Source organism: Arcicella sp. LKC2W (assembly GCF_034931005.1).
Taxonomy (GTDB): Bacteria; Bacteroidota; Bacteroidia; order Cytophagales; family Spirosomataceae; genus Arcicella.
Map to the genome: position 1 here is coordinate 229,281 of NZ_JAYGIN010000005.1, position 25,993 is coordinate 255,273.

The 25,993-nt window shown below is 34.2% G+C and carries 22 protein-coding genes; 12 read left to right on the forward strand and 10 right to left on the reverse strand.

The genetic code is table 11. From position 1 onward, the window contains the following. Window positions 1–94: 94 nt before the first annotated feature. Complete coding sequence (gyrA, locus tag VB796_RS06160) at window positions 95–2,683, reverse strand: DNA gyrase subunit A (RefSeq protein WP_323345639.1); 2,589 nt, start codon at window positions 2,681–2,683, stop codon at window positions 95–97. Between the two features lie 236 nt (window positions 2,684–2,919). Between gyrA and VB796_RS06165 the strand changes: the two genes are divergently transcribed. From VB796_RS06165 to VB796_RS06190, 6 genes are all read left to right on the forward strand, one after another. Continuing rightward, the gene (locus VB796_RS06165; RefSeq protein WP_323345640.1) at window positions 2,920–3,453 is read left to right on the forward strand and encodes a ribonuclease domain-containing protein; all 534 of its coding nucleotides are present in this window, start codon (window positions 2,920–2,922) and stop codon (window positions 3,451–3,453) included. 57 nt (window positions 3,454–3,510) lie between these two features. After that, window positions 3,511–4,353, forward strand: a complete 843-nt coding sequence (locus tag VB796_RS06170; protein WP_323345641.1) for a hypothetical protein — start codon at window positions 3,511–3,513, stop codon at window positions 4,351–4,353. 161 nt (window positions 4,354–4,514) lie between these two features. Next, the gene (locus VB796_RS06175) at window positions 4,515–4,970 is read left to right on the forward strand and encodes a DinB family protein (protein WP_323345642.1); all 456 of its coding nucleotides are present in this window, start codon (window positions 4,515–4,517) and stop codon (window positions 4,968–4,970) included. 105 nt (window positions 4,971–5,075) lie between these two features. Further along, window positions 5,076–5,732, forward strand: coding sequence for a M949_RS01915 family surface polysaccharide biosynthesis protein (locus VB796_RS06180; RefSeq protein ID WP_323345643.1), 657 nt, complete (start codon window positions 5,076–5,078; stop codon window positions 5,730–5,732). A gap of 17 nt (window positions 5,733–5,749) precedes the next feature. Then, window positions 5,750–6,163 (forward strand): barstar family protein, encoded by a 414-nt coding sequence (locus VB796_RS06185; RefSeq protein ID WP_323345644.1) that lies wholly within the window; start codon window positions 5,750–5,752, stop codon window positions 6,161–6,163. Window positions 6,164–6,212: 49 nt separating this feature from the next. After that, window positions 6,213–8,072, forward strand: a complete 1,860-nt coding sequence (locus VB796_RS06190; RefSeq protein ID WP_323345645.1) for a metallophosphoesterase family protein — start codon at window positions 6,213–6,215, stop codon at window positions 8,070–8,072. Window positions 8,073–8,178: 106 nt separating this feature from the next. On the opposite strand, the gene VB796_RS06195 is transcribed toward VB796_RS06190, so the two are convergent. The 3 genes from VB796_RS06195 to VB796_RS06205 all read right to left on the reverse strand — a co-directional run bounded on the left by VB796_RS06195 (window position 8,179) and on the right by VB796_RS06205 (window position 11,089). Then, window positions 8,179–9,021 carry a hypothetical protein gene (locus VB796_RS06195; RefSeq protein ID WP_323345646.1) on the reverse strand — a complete coding sequence of 281 codons (843 nt, stop codon included), beginning with the start codon at window positions 9,019–9,021 and terminating at the stop codon, window positions 8,179–8,181. Window positions 9,022–9,084: 63 nt separating this feature from the next. Next, window positions 9,085–9,603: a hypothetical protein gene (locus VB796_RS06200; protein WP_323345647.1), complete on the reverse strand. Its 519-nt coding sequence runs from the start codon at window positions 9,601–9,603 to the stop codon at window positions 9,085–9,087. A gap of 4 nt (window positions 9,604–9,607) precedes the next feature. After that, window positions 9,608–11,089 carry a tail fiber domain-containing protein gene (locus tag VB796_RS06205; protein WP_323345648.1) on the reverse strand — a complete coding sequence of 494 codons (1,482 nt, stop codon included), beginning with the start codon at window positions 11,087–11,089 and terminating at the stop codon, window positions 9,608–9,610. A gap of 174 nt (window positions 11,090–11,263) precedes the next feature. On the opposite strand from VB796_RS06205, the gene VB796_RS06210 reads away from it, so the two are divergent. Together VB796_RS06210 and VB796_RS06215 are read left to right on the forward strand one after the other, a co-directional pair. Further along, window positions 11,264–11,977 carry a LytTR family DNA-binding domain-containing protein gene (locus tag VB796_RS06210; protein WP_323345649.1) on the forward strand — a complete coding sequence of 238 codons (714 nt, stop codon included), beginning with the start codon at window positions 11,264–11,266 and terminating at the stop codon, window positions 11,975–11,977. Next, window positions 11,974–14,160, forward strand: coding sequence for a tetratricopeptide repeat protein (locus VB796_RS06215; protein ID WP_323345650.1), 2,187 nt, complete (start codon window positions 11,974–11,976; stop codon window positions 14,158–14,160). Before VB796_RS06210 ends, VB796_RS06215 begins: the two co-directional genes overlap by 4 nt. A 70-nt stretch (window positions 14,161–14,230) precedes the next feature. Here VB796_RS06215 and VB796_RS06220 read toward each other — a convergent pair whose 3' ends face one another. The 5 genes from VB796_RS06220 to VB796_RS06240 all read right to left on the reverse strand — a co-directional run bounded on the left by VB796_RS06220 (window position 14,231) and on the right by VB796_RS06240 (window position 20,990). After that, a complete protein-coding gene (locus VB796_RS06220) occupies window positions 14,231–17,080 on the reverse strand; it encodes a prolyl oligopeptidase family serine peptidase (RefSeq protein ID WP_323345651.1) in 2,850 nt (949 codons plus the stop codon). Between the two features lie 81 nt (window positions 17,081–17,161). Then, window positions 17,162–18,184 (reverse strand): LacI family DNA-binding transcriptional regulator, encoded by a 1,023-nt coding sequence (locus tag VB796_RS06225; protein ID WP_323345652.1) that lies wholly within the window; start codon window positions 18,182–18,184, stop codon window positions 17,162–17,164. 3 nt (window positions 18,185–18,187) lie between these two features. Continuing rightward, the gene (gene folB, locus VB796_RS06230; protein ID WP_323345653.1) at window positions 18,188–18,538 is read right to left on the reverse strand and encodes a dihydroneopterin aldolase; all 351 of its coding nucleotides are present in this window, start codon (window positions 18,536–18,538) and stop codon (window positions 18,188–18,190) included. 255 nt (window positions 18,539–18,793) lie between these two features. Further along, window positions 18,794–19,927 carry a DivIVA domain-containing protein gene (locus tag VB796_RS06235; protein WP_323345654.1) on the reverse strand — a complete coding sequence of 378 codons (1,134 nt, stop codon included), beginning with the start codon at window positions 19,925–19,927 and terminating at the stop codon, window positions 18,794–18,796. A 160-nt stretch (window positions 19,928–20,087) separates the two neighbouring features. Beyond that, window positions 20,088–20,990, reverse strand: coding sequence for a WD40 repeat domain-containing protein (locus VB796_RS06240; protein ID WP_323345655.1), 903 nt, complete (start codon window positions 20,988–20,990; stop codon window positions 20,088–20,090). A 220-nt stretch (window positions 20,991–21,210) separates the two neighbouring features. On the opposite strand from VB796_RS06240, the gene VB796_RS06245 reads away from it, so the two are divergent. Further along, on the forward strand, window positions 21,211–21,846 hold the full coding sequence (locus tag VB796_RS06245) for a 4'-phosphopantetheinyl transferase family protein (protein WP_323345656.1): 636 nt from the start codon (window positions 21,211–21,213) through the stop codon (window positions 21,844–21,846). Between the two features lie 3 nt (window positions 21,847–21,849). Here the strand turns inward: VB796_RS06245 and VB796_RS06250 are convergent, their stop codons facing one another. Beyond that, window positions 21,850–22,689, reverse strand: a complete 840-nt coding sequence (locus VB796_RS06250) for a transglutaminase-like domain-containing protein (RefSeq protein ID WP_323345657.1) — start codon at window positions 22,687–22,689, stop codon at window positions 21,850–21,852. Window positions 22,690–22,936: 247 nt separating this feature from the next. Between VB796_RS06250 and galE the strand changes: the two genes are divergently transcribed. The 3 genes from galE to rfbD all read left to right on the forward strand — a co-directional run bounded on the left by galE (window position 22,937) and on the right by rfbD (window position 25,981). Next, complete coding sequence (galE, locus tag VB796_RS06255) at window positions 22,937–23,947, forward strand: UDP-glucose 4-epimerase GalE (protein ID WP_323345658.1); 1,011 nt, start codon at window positions 22,937–22,939, stop codon at window positions 23,945–23,947. 57 nt (window positions 23,948–24,004) lie between these two features. After that, window positions 24,005–25,063: a dTDP-glucose 4,6-dehydratase gene (rfbB, locus tag VB796_RS06260; RefSeq protein WP_323345659.1), complete on the forward strand. Its 1,059-nt coding sequence runs from the start codon at window positions 24,005–24,007 to the stop codon at window positions 25,061–25,063. Between the two features lie 69 nt (window positions 25,064–25,132). After that, window positions 25,133–25,981: a dTDP-4-dehydrorhamnose reductase gene (gene rfbD / locus VB796_RS06265; RefSeq protein WP_323345660.1), complete on the forward strand. Its 849-nt coding sequence runs from the start codon at window positions 25,133–25,135 to the stop codon at window positions 25,979–25,981. Window positions 25,982–25,993: the final 12 nt, after the last annotated feature.

Sequence of the window (25,993 nt, forward strand, 5' to 3'; positions counted from 1 at the left end):
TAATTTGCAGTTTTAACGAACTTATGTCTCAGAAGTTACTCTCTTAACAAAAGTTTAACAAATTGTCTGGATTTTCATCCAGACAATTTAATTTCTATTCTTCTCCGCTTTCGTCAGCTAAAGGCACCTCTCCTCCATCCTCTTCCACTGCTGATTGTATTTCTGGAGCTATTTCTTCGGTTGCATCTACAACAACAGCTTCTGTATCAACGACTACTTCTTCTTCTGGGTCTTTTACGATTTTTGTTACCGAAGAAATTTCATCAGATTCATTTTTCAAACGAATCAACTTCACTCCTTGTGTATTACGTCCCATTACACGAAGATCAGCTACGGCGATACGAATTAAAATACCTGATTTAGTAATAATCATTAAGTCATTATTATCAGTTACTTCCTTGATTGCGACCAAGTTACCTGTTTTCTCAGTGATGTTAAGTGCTTTAACACCTTTACCACCACGATTTGTCAAACGGTAATCTTCTACATCTGAACGTTTTCCGAAGCCTTTTTCTGAAACTACTAACAATTGTTGTGTTTCTGGGTCTTCGATACAAACCATTCCAATTGCTTTTTCTTCTAATTTCTCTTCATCGAGCCAAATACCTTTTACACCTGCTGCTGAACGACCCATCGGACGAACTCGTGATTCTTCAAAACGTACTGAACGCCCTGTATTGGTTGCTATGATGATATGATTATTTCCGTTTGTCAATGAAACATCTAATAAACGGTCATTTTCACGAATCGTGATGGCAATGATACCATTTTGACGTGGACGTGAATAAGCCTCTAAAGTTGTTTTCTTGATTGTTCCGTCTTCTGTACACATCACAATGAAATTATTGTTGATGTAGTCTGGGTCGGTTAATGATTTTACATTGATAACTGCACGGATAGAATCTCCACTTTCGATGTTCATCAAGTTTTGGACAGGACGACCTTTGGCAGTTTTTGAACCTTCAGGTACTGCGTAAACTCTTAGCCAGAAACATTTTCCACTTTCGGTAAAGAATAACAACCAATTGTGCATCGTTGCCGTAAAAAGGTGTTCGGTATAATCGCTATCTTTTGTAGCAACGGCTCTTGAGCCAACTCCTCCCCTTCCTTGAGCCTTGTATTCTCCAATTGGTGTACGCTTGATATATCCTTGATTAGAAACAGTAATTAACATTTCTTCATCAGCAATCATATCTTCTACCGAGAATTCATCGTCTGTCATGTTGATTTGAGTACGACGAGCATCTCCGTAACGTTCTCTAATATCAATCAATTCGGTTTTGATAATTTCTAATTGACGTTCTGGTCTATCCAAAATATCTTGTAAATCATCAATCAAACGTTTAATCTCTGCATATTCAGCCATGATTTTATCACGCTCCATACCTGTCAAACGCTGTAAACGCATTTCAAGGATGGCTTTTGCCTGAATTTCAGAAAGTCCAAAGTTAGACATCAATCCTGCCTGTGCAGTATTTGGGTCTTTTGATTCACGAATAAGTTTAATGACTGCATCAAGATTATCAAGTGCAATGATAAAGCCTTCTAAGATATGTATTCTTTTTTGAGCTTCACGCAAATCGTATTTTGTACGTCTTACAATTACTTCGTTACGGTGTTCTACGAAATAATGAATCAAATCTTTCAAATTCAAGGTATAAGGACGACCTTTTACAAGGCATACGTTATTTACCGAGAATGAGTTTTGAAGAGCAGATTGTTTGTAAAGGTTATTTAAAACAACGTTTGGAACGGCATCACGTTTTAAGTCAAATACGATACGCATACCCTGACGGTCTGACTCATCACGAATTTCAGAAATACCTTCAATTTTCTTATCGTTCACCAAATCAGCACATTGTTTAATCAATGAAGCTTTATTGACCATATACGGAATTTCCGAAACGATAATTTGGTCTTTACCCGTTTTTGAAGTTTCAAAAGTAGCATTTCCACGCACAACGATACGTCCACGACCAGTTTCAAAAGCATTTTTGATACCTGAAACGCCATAAATTGTACCTCCCGTTGGGAAATCAGGAGCTTTAATATATTGCATTAAACCTTCAATCGTAATATCACGGTCTTCGATATAAGCAATAATTCCACTGACAACTTCCGTTAAATTGTGAGGAGCCATATTGGTTGCCATACCTACGGCAATACCAGATGTTCCATTCAATAAAAGGTTAGGGATTTTTGCAGGCAAAACGGTTGGTTCTACAAGGGAATCATCAAAGTTTGGTTGAAAATCAACAGTTTCTTTGTTTAAGTCTCCTAATAATTCTTCTGCAATACGCTTTAAACGTGCTTCGGTATAACGCATGGCGGCTGGAGAGTCACCATCTACTGAACCAAAGTTACCTTGACCATCAACTAATGGATAACGCAATGACCACTCTTGAGCCATACGAACCATTGTATCATAAACTGAGGTGTCTCCGTGTGGGTGAAATTTACCAAGAACTTCACCAACAATACGAGCTGATTTTTTGTAGGATTTATTATAATTTACCCCCAACTCATCCATCCCAAAAAGGACACGACGGTGAACGGGCTTTAGTCCATCACGGACATCGGGTAAAGCACGGGAAACAATAACGGACATTGAATAATCAATGTACGCTCCCCGCATTTCGTCTTCGATATTAATGGGGATAATGTTACTGGTTTGTTCTGACATAGTTTTTTTGAATGGAAGTGGATGAGCCAACACTGCGAAAGGTTAGGAAATTCTCGCTACGCTATCCTTTTGAATTCAAGTAAAGATTTTTGACATCAATTAATAACAAAACATTACAGATTAATGTACTTATTATACAAATTTCGTGAAATTTGGGGTGTTTTGCAAATATTGACCGTAATAGATGCAATGCACAATGAGTTTTCGGTAAATTTGTTAAAACATCAGATATTATAATGAAACTATTGTCTAAATTAAACCTCATTTTTTGCTCCTTTTTGCTACTCATTGGCACATTAGGGAGTTGTCAACCTACTGAAAAAGCAAATATCAATCATGATAGCAGTTATTCAGAAGGTAATAACGATAGCGATTCGTCTCGCAAACACAAGAAGAAACATAAAAAACGTAATCGGAGAGAAAATTCCGACAATGAAAATTCAAAATATGGCTCTGAGAATCGCTCAAATGACACTCAAACCGACATCAGAACAGGCAACGCCCCTGAGAAAGCCTTAAAAGTTTTGAAATATGTCCGTGAGAATGGCGTAGCGATAGACGGATATGTAGGTGGACGTAAATTTGGGAATTACGAAGGCTTACTTCCGAAAAATGATGCGTCGGGCAAAAGAATTAACTACCAAGAATGGGACGTAAACCCAAAAGTAAACGGCAAAAACCGAGGAACAGAACGATTAATTACGGGTTCGGACGGAAAGGCGTATTATACCAATGACCATTATCGGAGTTTTGTTGAGGTGAGGAATTAATAGTGATCTGTGAAGATACTATGGTAGTAAAAAGACAAACAATAAAATTGAATAAATATGGCAGAATTTGAATTCAATAAAGTTTATGTATTAGAGTCTCTTAAACAAGGAGAAAGATTAACAGGAAAAGAATTATATGAGGACTTACTAAACAGAAAAGCCTACCTAATAACAGATTTTGAAGCGGAATACATCTCAATAAATAACAAAGAAGACTTTTGGAAGGCACTTGAAAAAATCAAAGACAAGTGCATAACAGAAGGGCAATATCCTATATTGCATTTTGAAATTCATGGAAGTAAAGATAAAGATGGACTAGTTCTTAATTCGGGAGAATTAATTGGTTGGGATGAATTATATCCAAACTTAGTTTACCTAAATAGTATTATGGGAAACAATTTATTCATCACTTTGGCTGTTTGTTACGGTGCATTTATAATGGAACTAATTAAAATAGAGAAAGCTGCACCTTATTGGGGATTTATTGGTTCATTTGAGGAAATTTTACCTGATGATTTATCAATTTGTTATAATGATTTTTATAACGAATTTCTTACAAATTATAATCTAAACGAGGCTATCAAAAAACTTCATGAAGCTAATCCATCTATACCATCAACATATCGATTAATAAATTCTGAAGAAACGTTTAAGATAGCCTACAAAAAATATTTCAACGAGCAATTTGATGAGGAAAAAATAAATACTCGATTTGAAAGTGTACTTAAACAAAATAATTTTAATTTAAAAGATGAGAACAATATCTCACTTAAACTGTTCAAAGAAAACTTACTAAAATCTAAAGAAAACTACTTTGTCAAACATAAAAGAACATTCTTTATGTTTGACAATTTCCCTGATAACGAAAATAGATTTCAAATAAACTACCAAGAATTTTAGCCATTATTGGTGTTATTTTTCACCAACAACTCGTGCATAAGCAACTCGCAAAATTAACTATAACAGACAAGGCTAATTTGGAAAAACCTTCCCGAAAATTTTAAACTTTTGGGAAGGTAAATATTAATACAAACTTTTAAACACTCAATTAAATCTAAACAATGGAATCCACGTTCAAAACATTAATGACAAACAGAAATATCTGTTTAAACTTTTTAGAAAAATACTCGTTAGAACAACTCAATCATATTCCAGAAGGTTTTAATAATAATCTTATTTGGAATATTGGACACATTATCGTTGTTCAACAAAGACTTGTTTATGCTTTATCTAATTTGCCTTTAAATATTTCAGATGATTTGTTGAATACTTTTAAACCTGGAACAAAACCTTCTACAACCACTACGCAAGCAGAAGTTGACGAGTTGAAGTCTTTGATTATTTCATTGATTGACAAAACTAAAAGTGATTATCAGGAAGGAAAATTTCAAAGTTATAATGAAATTACAACTTCAACGGGGTTCAATTTAGCTTCGATTGATGATGCTATTACCTTTAACAACTTTCACGAAGGACTGCATCTTGGTTATATCATGAGTATTAGAAAGTTTATCTAAATTAATTTTGTCGCCGTTGTAGGTGCAAAAAACACCAACAACGGCGACAAAATTAACTATAACCCACAATCATAATTGGGGGAGGCAAAAGCAAAACACATCACAATGAAACAAAATAACAAACCTTATCAAAAGCTCATTTTCGCCCTAACATTCTTATTTTCAACAAGTTTACTTGGGCAAACACCTATAAAACTGACGAAATTAGATATTAACAAATTACCCTACTTTATTAAAGTTGATGGAAAAGCACAAAATGCGGTTAGATGGACGGATAATTCGGGAGATAATATTGTAATTACTTCGGAAACAGGCAGATATGTAAGCAAGAAAGCAAAAGAGGATGAAATAGAAGATGCTAACGCTGACCTGTTTGCGTATCATTATATTATTACCCATAACGAAGCTAAAGAAACTTGGAAAGTATATGATTTTATAAAGGATTGTCCATTAGACTTGGAGGCTAATTACGTAAAAAATACGTTTCAAATTACTGACCTTGATAAAAACGGTATTGCCGAAGTATGGCTTATGTACAGAACCGTATGTCATGGAGATGTTAGTCCTTCCGACATGAAAATTATTATGTATCAAGGTCAGCAAAAATATGCTATGAGAGGTAGAGCTAAAATTAAATTTGGAGAAAATCAGTTTGAAGGCGGAGAATATAAACTTGACCCAGCATTCAATAAAGCTCCTAAAGTAGTGATTGATTTTGCTAAAAAACTATGGAATAAAAATATCTTACAAACATTTGAATAATTAAAATCTTATCAAACATGGCAAATTATACCATTTTACAATCTTTATCTGACAGACATTCTACCGAAAAAACGTTGGTAGCTAATATAGACGGCGAGCAAGTTGATACGCTTGATAAATTTTATGAAGAGTTAATTGCTCAATTGAAGTTTCCAGACAATTTTGGGCGTAATTTTGATGCTTTCGATGAAATGATTAATGATTTGGATTGGTTAGATGAAACGACTATCAAAATTGTTTTCAAAAATTATGACGACTTTCTATCGGAAGAAAACGATGAATCACGTGAAATTTTATTGACAATTCTCGACGATGCAGCCGCTGAATGGAAACGCAATGACGACACTAAAAAATTAAAAATGTACGTCGAACCTTCGGAATTGGCAGAAGATGATTTGGAGACTTTAGGCATTGAGTATCAGCAAGGTTAGGGCGTAAGTAAAAGATAACAGACCAATCAATTTTATATTTTAAAAGCAAATGATGAAGTATAATGTCCTGAGTATTAAATATTTTTTTGTAATTATGATGTTTACGACACAAGCGTTTACACAAAAAATTGTACGTGGGCCATATCTTCAAATGGCAACGCCTACCAGTATGATGATTCGGTGGCGTACTGATTTAGCTACTTCTTCTAAGATTAATTTCGGAAATAATACGAATTCGTTGAATCTCTCCATTTCTGATAATTCTCTCAAAACTGAACACCAAATTACCCTTGACAAACTTAAGCCAAGCACTAAATATTTTTATAATATTGAAGGCAATAACGGCGTGTTACAAGGTGATGCTGATAATTTCTTCATTAGCTCCCCTCCTGTCGGTTCGGGTCAAACAGTAAAAATTTGGGCGTTGGGTGATATGGGTATGGGAACAGAAACTCAATCAAAAGTTTATCAACAATATTTAAAATTTGCAGGAAATAATTACACGAATATTTGGTTATTGTTGGGTGATAACGCCTATGCACAAGGCTATGATTGGGAATATCAGCAACGTTTTTTTGAATATTATCAAACAGAACGCTTGATGAAACAGACAGTCATTTTCCCTTCTCCTGGCAATCATGATTATACACCAACGACTAATCGTGTCATAGAAGACCCTATTTTAGACTATTTTAAAATATTTACGATGCCTACCAATGGTGAAATTGGGGGTGTACCTTCAAAATCAAAAGCGTACTATTCTTATAATTATGCCAATATTCATTTTGTAAGTTTAGACTCTTATGGAATTGAAGCCTTAGACAAATATCTCTATTCGCCTGATAGTAAGCAGATGAAATGGTTGGAGGAAGATTTGAAAGCCAATAAACAAAAATGGACTATTGTATATTGGCATCATCCACCATATACAATGGGTTCTCATAATTCAGATACAGAAATTGACTTAAAAACCATTAGAGAAACAGTCGTTCCAATATTGGAAAAATATAAAGTTGATTTAGTGCTGAATGGACACAGTCACAATTATGAAAGGTCTCAAAAAATAAAAGGACACTATGGCTTAGAGAATACTTATAATCCAAAAGTTCATGGTTTCAGTTCTTCTAATGGACGTTATGATAATTCTCCCAATTCTTGTCCATACATTACAGATAGTAAATCTCCTGAAAGTCAAGGAATTATCTATGTAGTAAATGGTTGTGGAGCTGCCAATGGTGGAATTCAAAGTACATTCCCTCACGATGCGATGGTTTATTCAAATAATAAAGATGGAGGTTCATTATTTTTAGAAGTTTCTGAAAATCGTTTAGAAGCCAATTTTATTGCCGCAGATGGTAGTATTAAAGACCAATTTTCCATTTTTAAAGATGTCAATAGAAAGACGGAACTAAAATTTGAGGCAAATCAAAAATCTGTCATTCTACCTGCTTCTTGGGCAGGCACATACAATTGGCAGCATGATAATTCTAAAAATGAAGTAGCTGTTGTAACACCCAGCGTTACCACAAAGTATATTGTTCAAGATGACCAAAAGTGTCTTCAAGATGAATTTACGGTAAAAGTTGCCACGACATATAAGCTTCAAGATTTCAACTTGACGGTTACAAAAAGTGGCTTAGCAATTGACTGGCTTACTACGCAGGAAAGAGGTATTGTACATTTTGAAATTCAGAAAAAAAGTCAAGGAGGTGACTTTAAGACAATAACCGTCATTCCGACTAAAGCAAAAAATCAGTTTTCGGATAAAAATATTTTTTATAGATACCTTGATTATGTAAAATCAGAAGAGCAATCTGTAAACTATAGAATTAAAACTACTGATAATGAAGGAGTTAGCTATTATTCTAATGTCAAATCAGTCAATACCGTTTTGAATATTAAAGATTAGATAAAATCTCAAAAGTTTTTAAATTAGCTTCTGTATTAGAAATACTTTCGTAGCCTTCTGGGAGAATCATAGAATGACTCCCAGAGTTTTTATATTCGCTTTCTCATTATTTTCCTGCTTGATAAATACTATATAAAAATGCCTTGCTGATACGTGTAGCGGCACTTTCGCACAAATGCCCTTGTCCTTCGGGAGCATCAACTCCTTGATTTTTACTTGGACAACCAGAAGTTGACCTATATTTATTACAAATTGTCAAAACTCCATTTAAACTACAACTTCCATTATCGGATTCAATTTCCTGTAAATCAAAAATACTATCTTTATCCTTAAAAGTATCTTTCATCCATTGAGCTATTTTCATTTTGGCAGCATTTCCATCATCTTTACTGACGATATAAATTAATGGTGGCGTAACATGAACAAAACGCAAGTCAGGAATTTGGCTTCGTAAATCATCAATTAAAGTTTTGTAGGCGGTTTTTACCTGCTCAACATTTCCGTCATTAATATCAGCGTATCCAAATTTTAAAATGGCTATTTTGATAATACTTTTATGCGTTAAAGCATTATTTTTAAACTCTGCAATTTTCCCGATGGGATTTCCATTAGAAGCACTAAACACATTGCCACTCAGCCCTTTAGGTTTTTCATTTAGGTCGAAATATTCAAATTTAAAACCATTATTGTTTGCTCCATCTTCCAAATCTCCACCAACTGATTGGTGCATAAAAATGGTATTCCAATCTTTAATTCTATTTTTTTCAGTTGTCGCTAATTTGTCCCAAGCATCAATACTCCCAATGCCATTTATACCTGCTTGTCCTTTTCCTACTGTTCCATCAATTGGGTTTGTACCTGTATTTGGGTCGATATTATCAGCGTTTTTTGTGCAAAAAACCAAACACATTGATACAAAAAGAAGTAGTATTTTATTTGATATTTTCATAATTGAATTTGGTTTAAAATATATTTAATATGCTGATATAAGTTAGTTTTACTTCATAGTAATTCATATTTTCTGATAAATATATACAATTAGATGTTTTTGGTAATCGCCATATTTAGTAGCATCAAATTGTAAATTCATCAATGTTTTATTGCCACCTGTGGTTACTTTTACCGTTGAGATGTCATAAACTATTTCTGAAATTCCAAAAGCATCCATCAGTTCTTTGACGGCAACCCCCGAAATGGTTAATGTCCCCGTAATGTCCTGAGCATCAACATTTTTGACAGAAAGTTTCCAACGTGCTTCTGCTTTTTGTGCATCGTGTAATCCAATCATTCTGCCATCACTAAAAAACTCCCAAGCCAAAAAATTTCCATTAGCTTTAAATTTATTTACACCACTTGTACTTGTGCCATTCTGTTTTGTAATGTTATTTACAATTTCAACCAATTCCCATTTTCCAACTAATGATTGAAAATTATCAGGTTTTGGTTCATCGGTCGAGCCACATCCTGCTCCTGAACTGATGATAAAAATTCCTAAAAAAAAGGCAACAATAAGGATTCGATTCGTTTTCATAATTTTATCTTTTAGCTTCTAATTTCAAAGATGATTTTTGTAAGAAATTTTCAATTTTCAATAACCTATCTTTCAGAATATCATTTTCACTTTTCAAAGATTTGACACTTTCGACTAAATGCGGAACTAAACCTATATAATCAACCGATAAATAGCCATCAGAGCCTGTACTGACTAATTCTGGAAATACTTTCTGAATTTCTTGAGCTATAAAACCAGTTTGAAGATTTGTGTTTTTCTCATTTCTAAGATAATAATGATACCCCTTTAACTTCTCTATGGATTGAAGAGAATTAGATAGATTTTTAAATTCTTTTTTTAACCGAATATCAGAGCATATTGACGGTGCAGTAGCATAGCAAATCTGACCCGTATTGATATTCCAACGCTGAATGGGTGCATTATAAGCGTAGCCCCAAACCATCATTTCAGCGTTTCCATACATTCCAATAAACCCACGACGGGGAGAAAAACCAATATCCTCCGTAAAATCTATGCCTGCATCTCCATTTCCACCTTTTTCAATTCTTACCCTTCCACTAAATTCTCCTCCATAAGATGAACCCGAAAAACCTTTTATTCCTGTATTGGTTTGTGAATAACCATAAACGCCATAACTATTTCCGCTTGTTGCATAAACGCCAAAACCAGAATCTGACTGTCCCCATAGCCCCGAAGCTGCCGTAGAAATTCCATAAATTGCTGTTGATAAGTTAGTTACGACTTGAATACCTATATTATTTGACGAAGTAGCCGTCAAAGCAATACCATTGGTAGAAGAAGCAATTATACCTGTACCGCTTACAGAATTTCCCTGCACACCCGCATATCCTCCATCTGCAAGTAAGCCCGTGTTTTGGGAGGTTGCATAAATGGCAGGATAACCAACACCTGTTGCATAAATAGCTTGTTTTGTAGCTGAATAAGCTGAAAGACCAATTCCATTGGTTGATATAGCTGAAATGCCTGGACCATTTGTAGAGACTCCTGCCAATCCAGTTCCAGAAGTTGATTGTCCATAAATAGCATTGCCCGAAGTTGAAAAGCCCGAAACTGCCGAAGATGTATTGGATTGTGCGTATAACCCTGGGTTATCAGTCGAAGATACAAATACGCCCGTGTTGCCATCGCCAACATTTACTCTGAGCAATCCATCATAATCATTATTTGACAAACCAATCAAGATTCGGCTACCATCATTTTGCATCAAGCCATCTGCAATCCAACCATTTCCATTATTGCGTAAAGTCTGATTAACTAAACCATTAGGTAAACCCAAATTCAACCAACTACTCCCCTGACTATACTGCAAAACATTATCTGTTGCATTATATAACACCGTACCCGCACCCAAGCTATTGGCGGTTGGGCGAGTTGCGGTTGAATAATTTGGAAATCGTATTCCCAAAGGACTAAGAACATAGTTTTGAGCGTCAGAATAATGACAAATAGCTGATAATAAAGCTATTACAAATATATTTTTCATAATATTTTGAGGTAAATACGTTCTCGATTTTTGATGTTTCAAAGCTAAATATTTCTGTCCTCCGATAAAACACTCAATAGACGAACGACCGATTAAATAGACCGAATACTCAAATATGACTTTTATAGGAACAATTTGAAGAGGATTTAACTATCTTTGGTTAATCCTTTTCCTATGAATCCACTGAACGCTATGTATAATTGTATCATCATTGATGATGATGAAATCGACCGTTTGACAACCCTATCTTTTGTCAAAAAACATTCTCTATTTAATATTCTGGGCGTTTATGAATCTGCCATAGATGCTCTCCAAAATGCTGATTTACCAAAAGTTGATATTATTTTTACAGATATTGATATGCCCGAAATGACAGGATTGGAATTGAGAACACAAATGACTCAAATTTCTGCTTGCGTATTTATCACGGCATATCCCGACTACGGAGCCGAAAGTTTTGACGTTGATGCACTTGATTTTTTGGTAAAACCTATCAAAAATGAACGCTTTGAATTATGCATCAGTCGTATTCAAAAATATTTTGACATCAGAACAAAAGCGACTCTTTTTGAGCATAGCCTTGGAGCAGATACCATATTTATTAAAGATGGGCATGAGCAAATTAAAGTAAAACTCCACGAAATTATTTATTTAGAAGCATTGAAGGATTATACTCGTATCATCACAAATGCAAAAAAATATTCGGTTCTGAGTTCTATTGGCAATTTATTAGTTGAGCCAGCTTTTAATTCTTTTATCAGAATTCACAGAAGCTATGCCGTACAACCTCATTTTATTGACCGAATTTCTTCACAACAACTTCATATTCAAGACTATACCTTACCAATTGGACGTAGTTATAAAGATGTTTTAGCAAATTTCAGATGAAAAAGTATCGCTTATTTATCATATTCATGATTTTGAGCCATTATTGTGATGCTCAAAACAGTCCTATTTATGACAAACTATTAGAAACATTAAGTAAAAGAAACAAAGAAGATACTGCCCGAGCCAATGTGTTGATACAGTTGGCTCGGGCATATTATATGTCTAATCCAGCCAAAACCTTAGAATACTCACAACAAGCCAGTCAGCTTTCAGAGAAAATTATTTATAAGAAAGGTTTAGCAGATGCAAACAGGTTTCAAGCTATTGCTTATTATTCGATGGGAAACTTTAAAGATGCACAGTTATATCTCACAAAATCATTGGTAATTAATGAAGAAATGAAAAATAATACGGGCATTATGGCGTGTTTGTCCATGTTGGGGACTGTCAATACTGTTCAAAATAATTACCCTACTGCCTTAAACTATTTTCAAAAAGTAATTCGATTAGGCGAAAAATCAAAAGAAGATTTAACGGTTGGTATTACCTACACCAACATGGGGGTGATATATAGTGAAATAAAAAACTACGATTTAGCCTTAAAATATTTTCAAGATGGGCTAAATATCAATACAAAAATAAAATCAGAAGTAGGAATTGCTGGAAGTTTAGCCAATATCGGTAATGTATTTTTTCAAACTAAAAACTACGAAAAAGCCCTTAATTACTATCAGAATGCACTTTCTAAAAACATCGAAATTGATAATAAATTAGGAATTGCCCGAGAATACGGAAATGTAGCCAACGCATATAGCGAATTAAAGAAATATCCAGAAACTTATGCTAATTATAAAAAAGCCCTTGAAATAAACGAAGGAATAAAGAATAAAAAAGGTATTGCCGTGAGCCTTCAAGGCATAGGAAAATATTTTCTTGAAAATAAAGACTACAATTCCGCTTTGTCATATACACGAAAAGCGAACAATTTAGCTCACGAAATCAAAATTCAAGATGTACAAAAAGAGACTTTTGATAATCTGAGTCAGATTTATGAGCATTTAGGTAAAATGGATAGTGCCTATATTAGTTTCAAAAAATATATCGAATTAAAAGATAACATTGATAATGAGAATAACCGAAAACAACTTTCAAGATTAGAGATTCAGTACGAGTTTGACACCAAAGAAGAAAAATATAAAACTGCCGAATTACTTGCCAACGAAAAACTGAACCAACAAAAACTGATGCTGGCTTTAAATCAAGCCAATTTGACCAAAAGCCAAAAAGAAAGAGATTTAATTAGGTTAAACTTTCTGAAAACACAATCTGAATTAAAATCTGAAAAGTTGGAAAAAATGGCACAAGAAAAACAATTGGCATTGGTGGGGAAAGAAATAGAATTGAATAGAAAAGAAATTCTGATAAATAAAATCTCATTGGAAGCTAACAAAAGACAAAAATGGTATTACATTTTGGGATTAGGACTTTTATCAATCATTGGAGGACTATTATTTTGGCAAAATCAAACCCGAAAAAAAACAAATAATGCCCTTCTTAAACTTAATAATGAACTCGACGAAGCCAACAAAATTAAAGCAAAATTCTTTGCTATTCTTAGTCATGACTTGCGTAGCCCAGTTGCTAACTTGATAAATTTCCTACATTTACAAAAAGAATCGCCAGAATTATTAACAATAGAAATGGCAGAAAAGCATCAAAAGAAAATTACAGACTCGGCAGAAACTTTACTTGAAAATATGGAGTCAATGTTACTTTGGAGTAAAAGTCAAATGAAAAACTTTGAACCGCAAATCAAACAAATTAAAGTTGATATATTATTTGAGTATCTTCAGAGATTCTTTGCAGATAATCCTCAAATTAATTTCAAATTTGAGAACCCTCATTCATTAACACTTTCCTCAGACGAAGATTATTTAAAGACAATCATGCAAAATTTAACTAATAATGCAATAAAAGCCTTACAGTCCAATGAGAATCCACAGATAGTTTGGAGAGCAACTCAGGAAAGAGAACAAATTATTTTATCAATAACTGATAATGGCACAGGTATTTCAGCTCAGCAAATACAAATACTTTTTTCCGAAGAAAATACAATTAGTTCAAAAGTAGGTTTGGGGTTACACCTCATTCGAGACTTAGCAAAAGCTATTTCTTGCAAGGTATCTGTAAAATCAAATATTGGTATAGGTTCTGAATTTCAACTATCATTCAGTAGAACTTAATTCATAAAATATTCATTTTCAATTATTTATAAAAAAAGCGGTTAGACATTCATCCAACCGCTTCATTAAATTATTTTCCAACTTCCAGTTTTTGATTGATTCCTTTTTCCATAAAAGGCAAACCTTCTGTCATCCATGCAGGAGCAGGAGCATCTTTTAAATAATGGTCGAAATATTGATAAAGTCGCTTGGCAAAGTCTTTTCTATTTTTTCTTAAAGTCAAACCGTGCTTTTCTCCATTATAATTCAACAGCCAAACAGGTTTATTCAAACGTTTCAAAGCCATATAAAATTCAATTCCTTGATACCAAGGCACAGCACCATCATCGTCATTGTGCATCATCAATACTGGAGTCTGTACTTTTGGAACTTGAAAAAGTGGAGAGTTATCAAGGTATTTATCAAACTTCTCCCAAAGAGTCCCTCCTATTCTGGTTTGTGTTCTTTCATATTGAGCTTGACGTGAAAGTCCTGATTCCCAACGAATTCCACCATAAGCAGAAGTCATATTAGCAACGGGAGCCCCTGCTTCGGCAGCTCTAAATATATTGGTTTGTGTAACTAAATAAGCAGTTTGATATCCACCCCAACTATGTCCCGATACTCCAATACGGTCTTTATTCACAAACCCTTTTCCAATAATACTTTCCACACCTGAAATAATACAGTTATAAGCACTCTTTCCTGGGTCGCCAGCTTTATAAACAATATCTGGCACAAAAATCACATATCCGTTTGACGTGAAATATGGATAATTAATATATGAGCGAATTGGTGATGGACTAAAATGTGTATGCAAATTATCCGTATTTTTTTCGTAGAAATAAACCATCATCGGATATTTCTTAGTTGAGTCAAAATCTTCTGGTTTATACAAAAGTCCTTGCAATGGAGTTCCGTCTGAAGCTTTCCAATCAACTAATTCAACTTTACCCCATAAATATTCCTTTTGTTGTGGATTTGCTTCAGATATTTTCTTCACATTTTGAAAGCTTAAATCCGAAGAATACAAATCTGGATAATTTTGGAAGTTTTGTTTCGTAAATATCAGATTATCAGCACCTTTCGCTTTAATTGGGTTCGATAAACTGAAGGATTCTTTATAAATTTCTTTCGGTTTTACCAGTGGACTGGTCGGAATTGCGAACCCTTCGCTCTTATCTTTCTCATAAAACAGTTTCCAGAGGGCATTTTTACCCAATATAAATCGCTCATCCGTATCTAAATTCACGTAGCGATATTTCACACGATTCTCACGGCCTCCAGTTATAAGCATAGGCGTATTATTTTTCAAGTCAATCGCCCAAGCATCATAATTATCATATACTACAAACATTGGGTCTTTTAAATCATCAACCCAACCTGCCGAACCATAAGCTGGCGGAAAATCTGGGTGGTCGTCATCTTCTTCATAAAACTTAACCGTTTTATTATCAGTAAGTTTCATCGTTTTTTCATTCTTGATAGAATAAGCAAACCAAGCAGTATCAGGCAATGACCACCAAGTTATATATTGAGCATTAGGCGACAAAGACGGATTTCCTTGTAATGCCGTTGCAATTTGTTTGCGTGAACCATCTTGAAGATTGACTAAATAAACATCTTTTTTACCGTTCCAATCCCAATGCTGATTTGAGTATGGAACATCAGACATCGCTAAAACTGTATTATGATTTGCCTCTTTATCCAAAAAAACTGTTGGAATTTCTAAAAAACCTAATTGTACTATTTTTAGATTACCAACATTTAATACCGCTAAATATGAACGTTTTTTATCTTCTTCTAAAGTAACTTTCTGTTGAGTTTGTAGTTTCTTATCTTGCCAATTCCAAACTTCTACATTTACAATTTCTTCTGACAAAAGAGTGGTATCCGCTATTATTGGCTTTGGGTTTGTACCAAAAAACAACTTTGTGCCGTCTTTAGAAAAACGTGGCTGATAATGCTCACTTACTAACCAGCTTTGCGGAGCAAAAGTTTGATTTTCATCTGCCACAAGTTTAGCTTGCTCATCTCCATACTTCCATATATATAGTTTTGGTAAACGAATCTGCGTTTTAGTATTTGTATCTAAATCGGCAATAAATGCAATCTGTTGCCCATCTTCCGACTGAGTAATTTTCTTAAATTTACCTTTGGCTTTTAAGATATTTATTAAATTTCCAGACTGCAAATCATAAGCATAAACGCCTGAAAATAAGGTCGAATCATTGCCTGTCGTACTAAAAACTAACTGTTTTCCATATTTTGTAAAGTCATACTCTACCACATAACTAAATATTTGATTAGCATTAGTCTGTAAATTCTTCAATACCAAACGATACCCATTTTCCTCCGATTCCTTTTTGGAAACTTTCTTTTTAGTTTCGTTCTTCACTAAAGAATCTTTCTTTTTACTAATGTCAACTTTCTTAACTTCTTCTATTTGGTATGCAACCCACCCTCCTGCTTTCTCTGGAATTTTATAAGAAATCAAATTAGGTACTTTTGCTAAGCTATAACTTTTTAGATTATAAAGCCCTAAAGAATCTTTGGGCATATCATCTTTTTTCTTCTTCAAACGTTTCATTGATTTAACCAAATTCAATTGTGGTTTTATCTTGAAAATAGCGAATTCAGCATCATTGGTTAGACGAATATCAGTAGCTCGTTGAACAGAATCTATTTTTGTACTTTTCAAAGAATGTATAACAACACGTCCGTCGCCTTCTTGCGGATTAAGTGTATAAACCACATTTGCTCCGTCATTACTAATCATTCGGTCAGGAATTTCCTTCCATGAATCATAGACATCGTGAGTCAATACCTTTTTGGGGATTGGTACCACAACTTCAACTTCTTTATTCTTTTTTTTCTTTTTTTGAGCTGATATAGAAAAGGAGAGTATCAGACACAAGATTAGTAGTAAGTTTTTTCTCATTTGTATTTTCAGGATGAAGGTAATTTTAACGAAACAAACCTATAAGAAATCTTATAGGTTTGTTTCGTTAATTTATTAAAATTATTTATTTTTCATTGAAGATTCTCTGACCATAAGTTCTGTTTTCATAATGATTACTTCTGGCTGATATTGTACAGAGGTATTTTCGATTTGGCTGATTAATAATGACGTTGCCATTTTCCCTATTTCAATTGTAGGTTGTGCCACACTGGTTAGCGATGGCGAAACAATTGTACAAACGGGTTCATCATTGAAACTGACAATGGCAACATCTTCTGGAATGCTAATATTTTTTGCTTTTAAAGCCTTAATAGCACCAATTGCCAAACGGTCACTCACAACGACTAAGCCATCAGGAGGATTTTGAAGTTCAAACAAATAATTGGTTAACTCTATGATTTTCTGCAAGTTATAATTTCCATGAACGATTAAACTCTGGTCAACTTCTAAACCTGCATGAGTTAAAGCTTGTATATATCCTGTTCGTCGTTGGTTACTAACCGTTACACTGGCGGGGCCTGCTAAAAAAGCAATTCGTTTACACCCATTATCAATTAAGTGATTAGTTGCTTCAAAAGCAGCATTGACATTATCAACCATTACTTTGGTAACATCTATTTCACCTGCGTCACGGTCAAAGAAAACAAGAGGAATACCTTTACGCTGAAGTCGTTTAAGGTGTTCAAAATCAGTAGTTTCCTGAGAAAGAGAAATAATAAATCCTTCAACTTGCCCTCTTGATAAATTCTGAACGTTAGTTAATTCACGTTCATAAAGTTCTCGGGTTTGGGTCAATAGCAAACTGTACCCTCTCGCAATTGCCTCTTCTTCAATGCCTTTAATAACTGAAGCGAAGAAATGATATGATAAGTCTGGCACAATAACCCCAATGGTTTTTGTACGGCTTTTTACTAAACTTGTTGCTAAAATATTGGGTTGATAATCCCACTCTTTTGCTAACTTCAGTACCGCATCACGTGTTTCTGGTTTAATTTCGGGCATATCTCGCATAGCACGAGAAACCGTAGCCACTGAAACATTCAGATGACGAGCAATATCTTTTATAGTTACTTGATGGGCCATAAATTATCCTACTAAGGTTACTTTAGCTCGTGTACACACACCACCAATCGGCGGATTAAATTTAGAAACGGCAACTTCAACTTTATCAATATTAGGGTAACGCTTTCGCACACTTGAAATAATCAATTGAGCAATGTGTTCTAATAACTTCGCTTTAATCTTCATCACACCAGCAATTATCTCATATAAGTCTCCATAATTAACGGTATCTTTTAGATTATCGGTATCCGCTGCTTCTGAAAAATCTGTAGTTATCTGAATATCAATCTGATAACGATTCCCTATCTTTTGTTCCTCAGCATAAACACCGTGATATGCAAAAAACTCTAAGCCTTCTAAGGCGATTGTTCCCATATTTTTGTACGACAGACAGCCTTGTCTTTCGAATTAATTAACACAATATTACAAACAAAATTGTATATAAATAGGTATTAAAATTTAGTTATCATGTCAATCAACAGTTATAAAAAATATTATAACTTGCTATTATTCAATCAATTACAATAACTTTTAACATAAACTAATTTCTTCCGAATACCTACCATACCTAAACAAAAAATTTCAAGCTGCTTTTTCAACTTGAAATTTTCTAATAGCAATCATATAATATTAAATATTATCGAAAAAAGAGCCTCCACCATTACTTATTGCGGCAGGAGATTCTTTAGCAAACTCTTCCATTACAGATGAAACTGTTGGCAAATTATCATCTTTTGAAGTTTTACGAGGTCTCCCACGAGCTGCCTTCATCTCTCTCGTTAAATTATCTGCAATTTCATTAAACGGCAATGAAGGAAAGTCTGAATGTTGCTCTTCACCTAAAATAGCATTTACAGTTGGCAGTTCAACATCTTCATTTAATATAGTATTTACTGTTGGTAACTCTACATTTTCCTCTTCACTCAAAATAGCATGAACAGTTGGTAGTTCAGCATCTTCATCATCAAAATCACTTGCTGGTTCAAAATCTATTTCGGGTTCTTTTACCGCTTCAATAATGACAGGCTTATGTTCTTCTACAACACTTGAAACGGCAATAATAGTTTCTTGATTTTGTGCTGAAACAACATTTTGTTCTATAATAGTGTTTTCCTCAGCTTCTTGAACAATTTCTTCAATTGGCGTTTCTTGTGCTACAACAACTGGAACTGGTGCTACAATTTCAGCTTTTTTCTCCGCAATTTTAATATCAAGGTCATTTAATCTTGCTTCATTCGTTCTACTATTGATACGCTCTTCAAACTTGGTTACTTTGTCGAGTGCATCATTGGCAAAACTTTTCAGTTCAACTACTAAATAGTCCTTATAACGTTCCATTGCCTTAAAATCTCGCTCATAATTTTTGAGGTCATTTACGGCATCTTCTACCAAAAATTTAGCTTTACTTTCTGCTTCTGAAATTACCATATCAGCACCTTTCTGAGCTTCGGCTGTTATTTCCTCCGCATCTTTTTTGGCTTTATCTGTAATTAAATCCGCTTCAGCTTGAGCTTTTGCATTTATTTCTTGTTGAGCATCTTCGGCAGCTTTAAGAGTTTTGAAAAGACTATTTTCAATTTCTTTCATTCTAACAATCTCACGTTCAGCAACTTCTAATTGCTGTTTTGATTGTCTAAGTTCCTCCGATACACGTTCCCACTCTTGCGAAAGAGAAAGCAAGAAAGCATCAACCGACTCAGTATCGTACCCTCTAAAACTCTTATCGAAAGTGTGTTGTCTGATTTCAAGGGGAGTAATTCTCATGATTTTTTAATTTATGGACTTGATTACCTATAATAGAATTGAGTGAGTGATAGAATACTGGACTATCAATCAGAATCACTAAATCTTCATGGAATCAAGAATTATATTATAACAAAGTTGGATTTATAAACTTTTTTGAATTAGAACAACCAATCTAATGTCATTCATTAACTGCCCATACAGAAATATGTCTGTCGTCTGATGCTGAAATTAATTGGTTTTCGTACTGACTCCACCACAATTTATTGATTGACGTGCCATGTCCAGCGTGGCGTGCTTTATCAATAACTTTTAATAATTTGAATTGTTGTGCATCCCAAATTTTCACTGATTTATCCATACTACACGTAGCAAACAACTTTCCGTCTGGACTATACTTAATATCATTTATAGCAAATAAATGTGCGGCAATATCTTCTTGTAATTGATATTTTTGATTTACATTCCAGACCTTTAGGTGAGCATCTCGTCCTGATGAGAGTAAATACTGATAATCAGGCGAATAGCAAACGGTAAAAACAGAGTTGGTATGGTGATTTAACACTAATTTCAATGAAAAATCCTGCAAATCAAAGATTTTTACTGAAAAATCGCTATATGCAACTGCAAATTCATTTGAAACAGGATTTATAGCGATATTTCTAACACTTTTATCGGATGCTTTAATATGTTTTTTAACAGCAAAATTTTCAACATCCATCACCACAATTGTCCCATCTGATATTCCTATGATGGCAATATTTTTGCAAATTTTTATATCAAAAATTGACCCTGACGTAATTTTGATTGAATCTATTTCTTCTTGAGAGGAAACATCAATTAGATGTATTCCATCAAAATTCTGTCCAATCCATAAATGATTTCTTGATTCATCTAAACATAAAGCATAAATCGATGCAGGAATTTGAGCAAATAATTCCCCAGAGTCAGGCTTTAATAAATCCCATCGCACAACCAATCCGTCGCCACCAGCGGAAAAAAACTGACTATTTTCAGCAGCTCTTTCAAGCGTATAAACACAGTCACGATGTCCAGAAAATGTATCTATTTTTTCTACTTGCATGGGCGTTTATCAGGTATCAGATACTTAATTTGGGTAAATTTGATGAGTTTTTTAGGTTTATCTTAGCAAGAATTTGCTCTTTGAACAGTATTATCCAACGAAATTACTTTATTTTGCAGGGAATGGCAACATTTTTAGCTGTCATCATCAAATCCTAAACGACTTGGTACTGAATATTTTTTAGTCAAGTAACTGATAACTAATAACCGATAACTCAAAAATGGCTGTAATTTTTTCAAAAAATATTTCCGAACAATGTATTATCACACTTTGGAAAATTGAGGAAAGTACCCATTTTTTTCTTGAATACCTCAATATTAAAGAAGATGATTTATCACGCCTTTCTAATGCAACTCATCCACTTAAGCAATTGGAATGGTTAGCCAGCCGAACTTGTGTGAAATATACGGTTGAGTTATTGGAACATCATTATCAAGGTATTGAAAAGGACGAACATAACAATCCTTTTTTGTGTGATGTTAAAGGCTATGTTTCCTTATCTCATACCAACGAATATGCCATAGCTATTGTGAGCTTGACAGATGAAGTTGGTATTGACATTGAAAGAATTTCTCATAAACTAAGTAGAGTTGCACACAAATTTTTATCAAGTCCAGAACAAATTCATGCAGGTGATGATTTGTTTAAAATGTGTGTTTATTGGTGTGCTAAAGAAAGTTTGTATAAATGGTACGGCAAAAAGAATCTTTCTTTTAAGGATAACATTTACATTGAACCTTTCTCTGAACACCCAAAAACTATTCAAGGAGAAATATTTATTGACGGTCACCTAAAAACACAACATACATTGAATGTATTTTATGTTGATGATTTTGTTATTACGGCAACCGTTTAGGAGTTACTGTCTCATCATTTCTTCTAACACTTTTTCTATCTCTTTGACTTTATCATCATCTCCCACTTTTTCAAAAGCCAAAGTTAAGTTTCTCAACACTCTACGGATAATATCGAGATGGTTACAGGGTTGATAAAATATATCATTTTGAGATAAGTTAAGTTGAGAAATATAACTATCAATATCAACTTTACTAAAAACTAATCCTCGATTAAACACATTGATATAAAACTGCATTCCGCCAGATTTATAGGTCAGAATAAATAAATTAGGCAGATTCACACCCCAAATTGGCAAATTTAACTTTTGAGCAACCAAAAGATAAATGACACACAAAGAAATTGGATTTCCTTTTTTGGAGTCTATCACCACATTAAGCATCGAATTTGAGGCTGAATGAAAATGTTTAGTATTTGCCCCAAATTTTAATTTCCCAAAAATGACCGAGTTTAAAGTTTTAATTTGATCCATTGGGTGCATATTATCTCGAATTTCGAGCCAAACTTCATAATAAATTTGTTCTAAATCCTGACGTAGTTTTTCTAAAGAGAGTTCTGGATATTGATAGGTAGCAATTGCCCACATTCCTTCTAAAAGGTCTTGATTTTCACTATTTTTCCATTGAATTAGACGTTGAAAAAAAGCATTATATTGCAGGTCATGGATTAAATCTTCTAATTTCTTCTGCATTATTGGACTCAAAGAAGATTCCTCCCAACGGTCTTCCAGATACGGAATAACGGCATCCCCCATTGAACGAATTTTACTTTCTACGTGATTCAATACTTCATAATCATCGTCATCAAGTAAAGAGATTAAGGCTTTAATTTCAGATTGTTTCATTTTCTTGAGCGAAATTAGCGAACTCCGATTTAGCGATTAGAACACTATTAATCAATCGCTATTTATTTAACTAAAATACAATATCTTTTTGATAAGCACAAATACAAAAAAGCCATATTTTTACCGACCGTTTACACAAAAAGCAAAAGGATAGTTTTTTCTAACAAGGCATTATTGTATTTTTGTAAAATAACGAGTAAATATACTTCTATTCATATATATCCCTTCTAAAAAGAAGGCTTTCTTCATGAAAATTTTAGTTACAGGCGGAGCAGGCTTTATTGGCTCACACACAGTAGTAGAACTTCACAACGCAGGTTTTGAATCCATTATTTTAGATAATTTTTCAAATTCCGAAAAGAAAGCCCTTTCTGGAATTGAAGCAATTATTGGTAAACCTGTAAAATACTATGAAGCAGATATTAATGAGGCTTCTACTTGGGATACCATTTTTACGGAGCAAAAAATTGATGGCATCATTCATTTCGCTGCTGCCAAAGCAGTAGGTGAATCGGTAGCAAAACCATTAAAGTATTATAGAAATAATATTGCAGCAACGGTTTTGATGCTTGAGAAAATGATGGAACATGGAGTAAACAATTTGGTATTCTCGTCTTCTTGTACTGTTTACGGAGAGCCTGATGCTTTACCCGTTACAGAAAACTCTGCTGTAAAACCAGCAACTTCTCCCTACGGCAACACTAAGCAAGTTTGTGAAGTAATCATTAAAGATACTGTTTCAAGCACTCAACATTTTCACGCCATATCTTTGAGATATTTTAATCCAATTGGAGCTCATGAAAGTTGTTTGATTGGAGAATTACCTTTAGGAGTTCCTGCAAACCTTGTTCCTTTCCTTACACAGTCAGTTGCGGGTATTCGTGGGCAATTAGCCGTTTATGGTAGCGATTACCCAACGTCAGACGGTACTGCCATTAGAGATTATATCCACGTAGTAGATTTAGCCAAAGCTCATGTATCAGCACTAAATTTACTATTGAAACAACCAGAAGGAAATTATTACGATTTCTTTAATATTGGTACAGGAACGGGAAGCTCAGTATTGGAAGTTATCACGGCTTTTGAAGAAGCAACAAATTTAAAAGTTGATTATGCCATTAAACCAAGACGTGATGGTGATATTGTAGCCGTTTATGCAGACTGCACAAAATCAAAAGAAATATTAGGTTGGCAAACACAAAAATCACTAAAAGAAGCATTGGGTGATGCTTGGAATTGGCAAAAAAAAATAAGTTAGTTTGTATGAATCGGAAGTATCATTTCATGCAAAAAATATATAATTGAATCAAAACAAATGAAAAAAATATTAATCACTGGCGGAGCAGGATTTATTGGCTCACACGTTGTAAGACTTTTTGTTACAAAGTACCCAAATTACCAAATCGTTAATCTTGATAAATTAACCTATGCAGGAAATTTAGCAAACTTAACAGATATTGAAAATGCTCCAAATTATACTTTTGTAAAAGGTGATATTGTAGATGCTCCATTTATCGACCAACTTTTTGCCGAACATCAGTTTGACGGTGTAATCCACTTAGCGGCCGAATCTCACGTTGACCGTTCTATTACCGACCCAATGGCATTTGTGATGACCAACGTTATTGGTACTTGTAATTTATTGAATGCTGCCAAAAACACTTGGAAAAAATCAGGTTACGAAGGCAAACGTTTTTATCACGTTTCAACAGATGAAGTTTATGGAGAATTACATAATCCAGAAGAATTTTTCTTAGAAACCACGCCTTACGACCCACGTTCACCGTACTCGGCATCAAAGGCTTCGTCTGACCATTTTGTACGTGCTTATGGAAGTACCTACAAACTACCAGTAGTAATTACCAATTGTTCAAACAATTATGGTCCAAATCATTTTCCTGAGAAATTATTGCCTTTGATTATTCATAACATCTTAAACAATAAGCCACTTCCTGTTTATGGTAAAGGTGAAAATGTAAGAGATTGGTTATTTGTAGTTGACCATGCCAGAGCTATTGATACAGTTTTTCATAACGGTGTTCTTGGCGAAACTTATAACATTGGCGGTTTTAACGAATGGAAAAATATTGACATCGTGATGTTAGTTTGCAAAACAATGGATGCCAAATTGGGTCGTCCAGAAGGCACATCAGAACAACTAATCACGTATGTGACTGACCGTGCTGGGCATGACCTCCGCTATGCCATAGATGCTACAAAAATCATGAACGAATTAGGTTGGAAGCCATCTTTACAATTTGAAGAAGGCTTAGAAATCACCGTTGATTGGTTCTTAAATAATCAGGAGTGGTTAGATAATGTCACTTCGGGGAATTATCAGAAATATTATGAATCAATGTACGAAAATAGATAATTTTTCGATATTCGACGTTTGATGTTAGGCGTAAAACTAAAATCAGACATCGAACAACAAACATCAAACATGAATATATTAGTATTAGGCGGAACAGGACAATTAGGACAATGCCTTGGCAAAGTAGCTTCGCAAAGAAATATTACAGCAATTACTTTTGCTGATGAAATAGTTGGGAACATTTTGGATATTGACGTTTTAGAGAAACTCTTTACTCAAGAAAAACCGACTCATGTTATCAACTGTGCAGCTTATACTGCCGTTGATAAAGCAGAAGACGAAGTTGAACTTTCTCGCAAAATCAATCGTGATGGAGCTGAAAATATCGCTAAACTTTGCGTTAAGCACAATTCAATATTACTACACATTTCTACCGACTTTATTTTTGAAGGAAATGTTCCCACTCTTCTAAATGAAGACAGTCCTGCTGAACCGATTAGTGTTTATGGACTTACGAAATTAGAAGGAGAAAAAGCAATTACTGATGTTTTAGACAGACATTACATCTTGAGAACGGCATGGTTATATTCTGAGTTCGCCAATAATTTCATGAAAACGATGATTAAATTGGGTACAGACCGTGATTCATTAGGTATTATTGCCGACCAAGTAGGAACGCCAACTTATGGAGTTGATTTGGCAGGAGCTTTATTAGATATTATTGCGTCAGAAAAAGAAGCCTACGGAATTTATCATTATAGCAACGAAGGAGCAGTTTCTTGGTACGATTTTGCCCAAGCGATATTTGAGTTAGGAAATATAACAGTTGCAGTAAAACCATTAAAAACGAGTGAATATCCCACAAAAGCAACTCGTCCAGCTTTTTCTGTAATGGATAAAAGCAAGATAAAAAACACTTTCGGCATTACGGTTCCATATTGGAGAGATAGTTTAAAAGTAGCAATATCTGCTTTATAAACAAATAGTTAA

What these genes read in the sequence shown, in the direction of transcription:
- VB796_RS06240 (WP_323345655.1), bottom strand. Translation starts at nt 20,990, where the DNA reads ATGCAAGTAGAAAAAATAGATACATTTTCTGGACATCGTGACTGTGTT.
- galE (WP_323345658.1), top strand. Translation starts at nt 22,937, where the DNA reads ATGAAAATTTTAGTTACAGGCGGAGCAGGCTTTATTGGCTCACACACA.
- VB796_RS06205 (WP_323345648.1), bottom strand. Translation starts at nt 11,089, where the DNA reads ATGAAAAATATATTTGTAATAGCTTTATTATCAGCTATTTGTCATTAT.
- VB796_RS06215 (WP_323345650.1), top strand. Translation starts at nt 11,974, where the DNA reads ATGAAAAAGTATCGCTTATTTATCATATTCATGATTTTGAGCCATTAT.
- rfbB (WP_323345659.1), top strand. Translation starts at nt 24,005, where the DNA reads ATGAAAAAAATATTAATCACTGGCGGAGCAGGATTTATTGGCTCACAC.
- VB796_RS06170 (WP_323345641.1), top strand. Translation starts at nt 3,511, where the DNA reads ATGGCAGAATTTGAATTCAATAAAGTTTATGTATTAGAGTCTCTTAAA.
- VB796_RS06220 (WP_323345651.1), bottom strand. Translation starts at nt 17,080, where the DNA reads ATGAGAAAAAACTTACTACTAATCTTGTGTCTGATACTCTCCTTTTCT.
- VB796_RS06190 (WP_323345645.1), top strand. Translation starts at nt 6,213, where the DNA reads ATGATGAAGTATAATGTCCTGAGTATTAAATATTTTTTTGTAATTATG.
- VB796_RS06225 (WP_323345652.1), bottom strand. Translation starts at nt 18,184, where the DNA reads ATGGCCCATCAAGTAACTATAAAAGATATTGCTCGTCATCTGAATGTT.
- VB796_RS06175 (WP_323345642.1), top strand. Translation starts at nt 4,515, where the DNA reads ATGGAATCCACGTTCAAAACATTAATGACAAACAGAAATATCTGTTTA.
- VB796_RS06185 (WP_323345644.1), top strand. Translation starts at nt 5,750, where the DNA reads ATGGCAAATTATACCATTTTACAATCTTTATCTGACAGACATTCTACC.
- VB796_RS06250 (WP_323345657.1), bottom strand. Translation starts at nt 22,689, where the DNA reads ATGAAACAATCTGAAATTAAAGCCTTAATCTCTTTACTTGATGACGAT.
- VB796_RS06200 (WP_323345647.1), bottom strand. Translation starts at nt 9,603, where the DNA reads ATGAAAACGAATCGAATCCTTATTGTTGCCTTTTTTTTAGGAATTTTT.
- folB (WP_323345653.1), bottom strand. Translation starts at nt 18,538, where the DNA reads ATGGGAACAATCGCCTTAGAAGGCTTAGAGTTTTTTGCATATCACGGT.
- rfbD (WP_323345660.1), top strand. Translation starts at nt 25,133, where the DNA reads ATGAATATATTAGTATTAGGCGGAACAGGACAATTAGGACAATGCCTT.
- VB796_RS06210 (WP_323345649.1), top strand. Translation starts at nt 11,264, where the DNA reads ATGAATCCACTGAACGCTATGTATAATTGTATCATCATTGATGATGAT.
- gyrA (WP_323345639.1), bottom strand. Translation starts at nt 2,683, where the DNA reads ATGTCAGAACAAACCAGTAACATTATCCCCATTAATATCGAAGACGAA.
- VB796_RS06195 (WP_323345646.1), bottom strand. Translation starts at nt 9,021, where the DNA reads ATGAAAATATCAAATAAAATACTACTTCTTTTTGTATCAATGTGTTTG.
- VB796_RS06245 (WP_323345656.1), top strand. Translation starts at nt 21,211, where the DNA reads ATGGCTGTAATTTTTTCAAAAAATATTTCCGAACAATGTATTATCACA.
- VB796_RS06180 (WP_323345643.1), top strand. Translation starts at nt 5,076, where the DNA reads ATGAAACAAAATAACAAACCTTATCAAAAGCTCATTTTCGCCCTAACA.
- VB796_RS06235 (WP_323345654.1), bottom strand. Translation starts at nt 19,927, where the DNA reads ATGAGAATTACTCCCCTTGAAATCAGACAACACACTTTCGATAAGAGT.
- VB796_RS06165 (WP_323345640.1), top strand. Translation starts at nt 2,920, where the DNA reads ATGAAACTATTGTCTAAATTAAACCTCATTTTTTGCTCCTTTTTGCTA.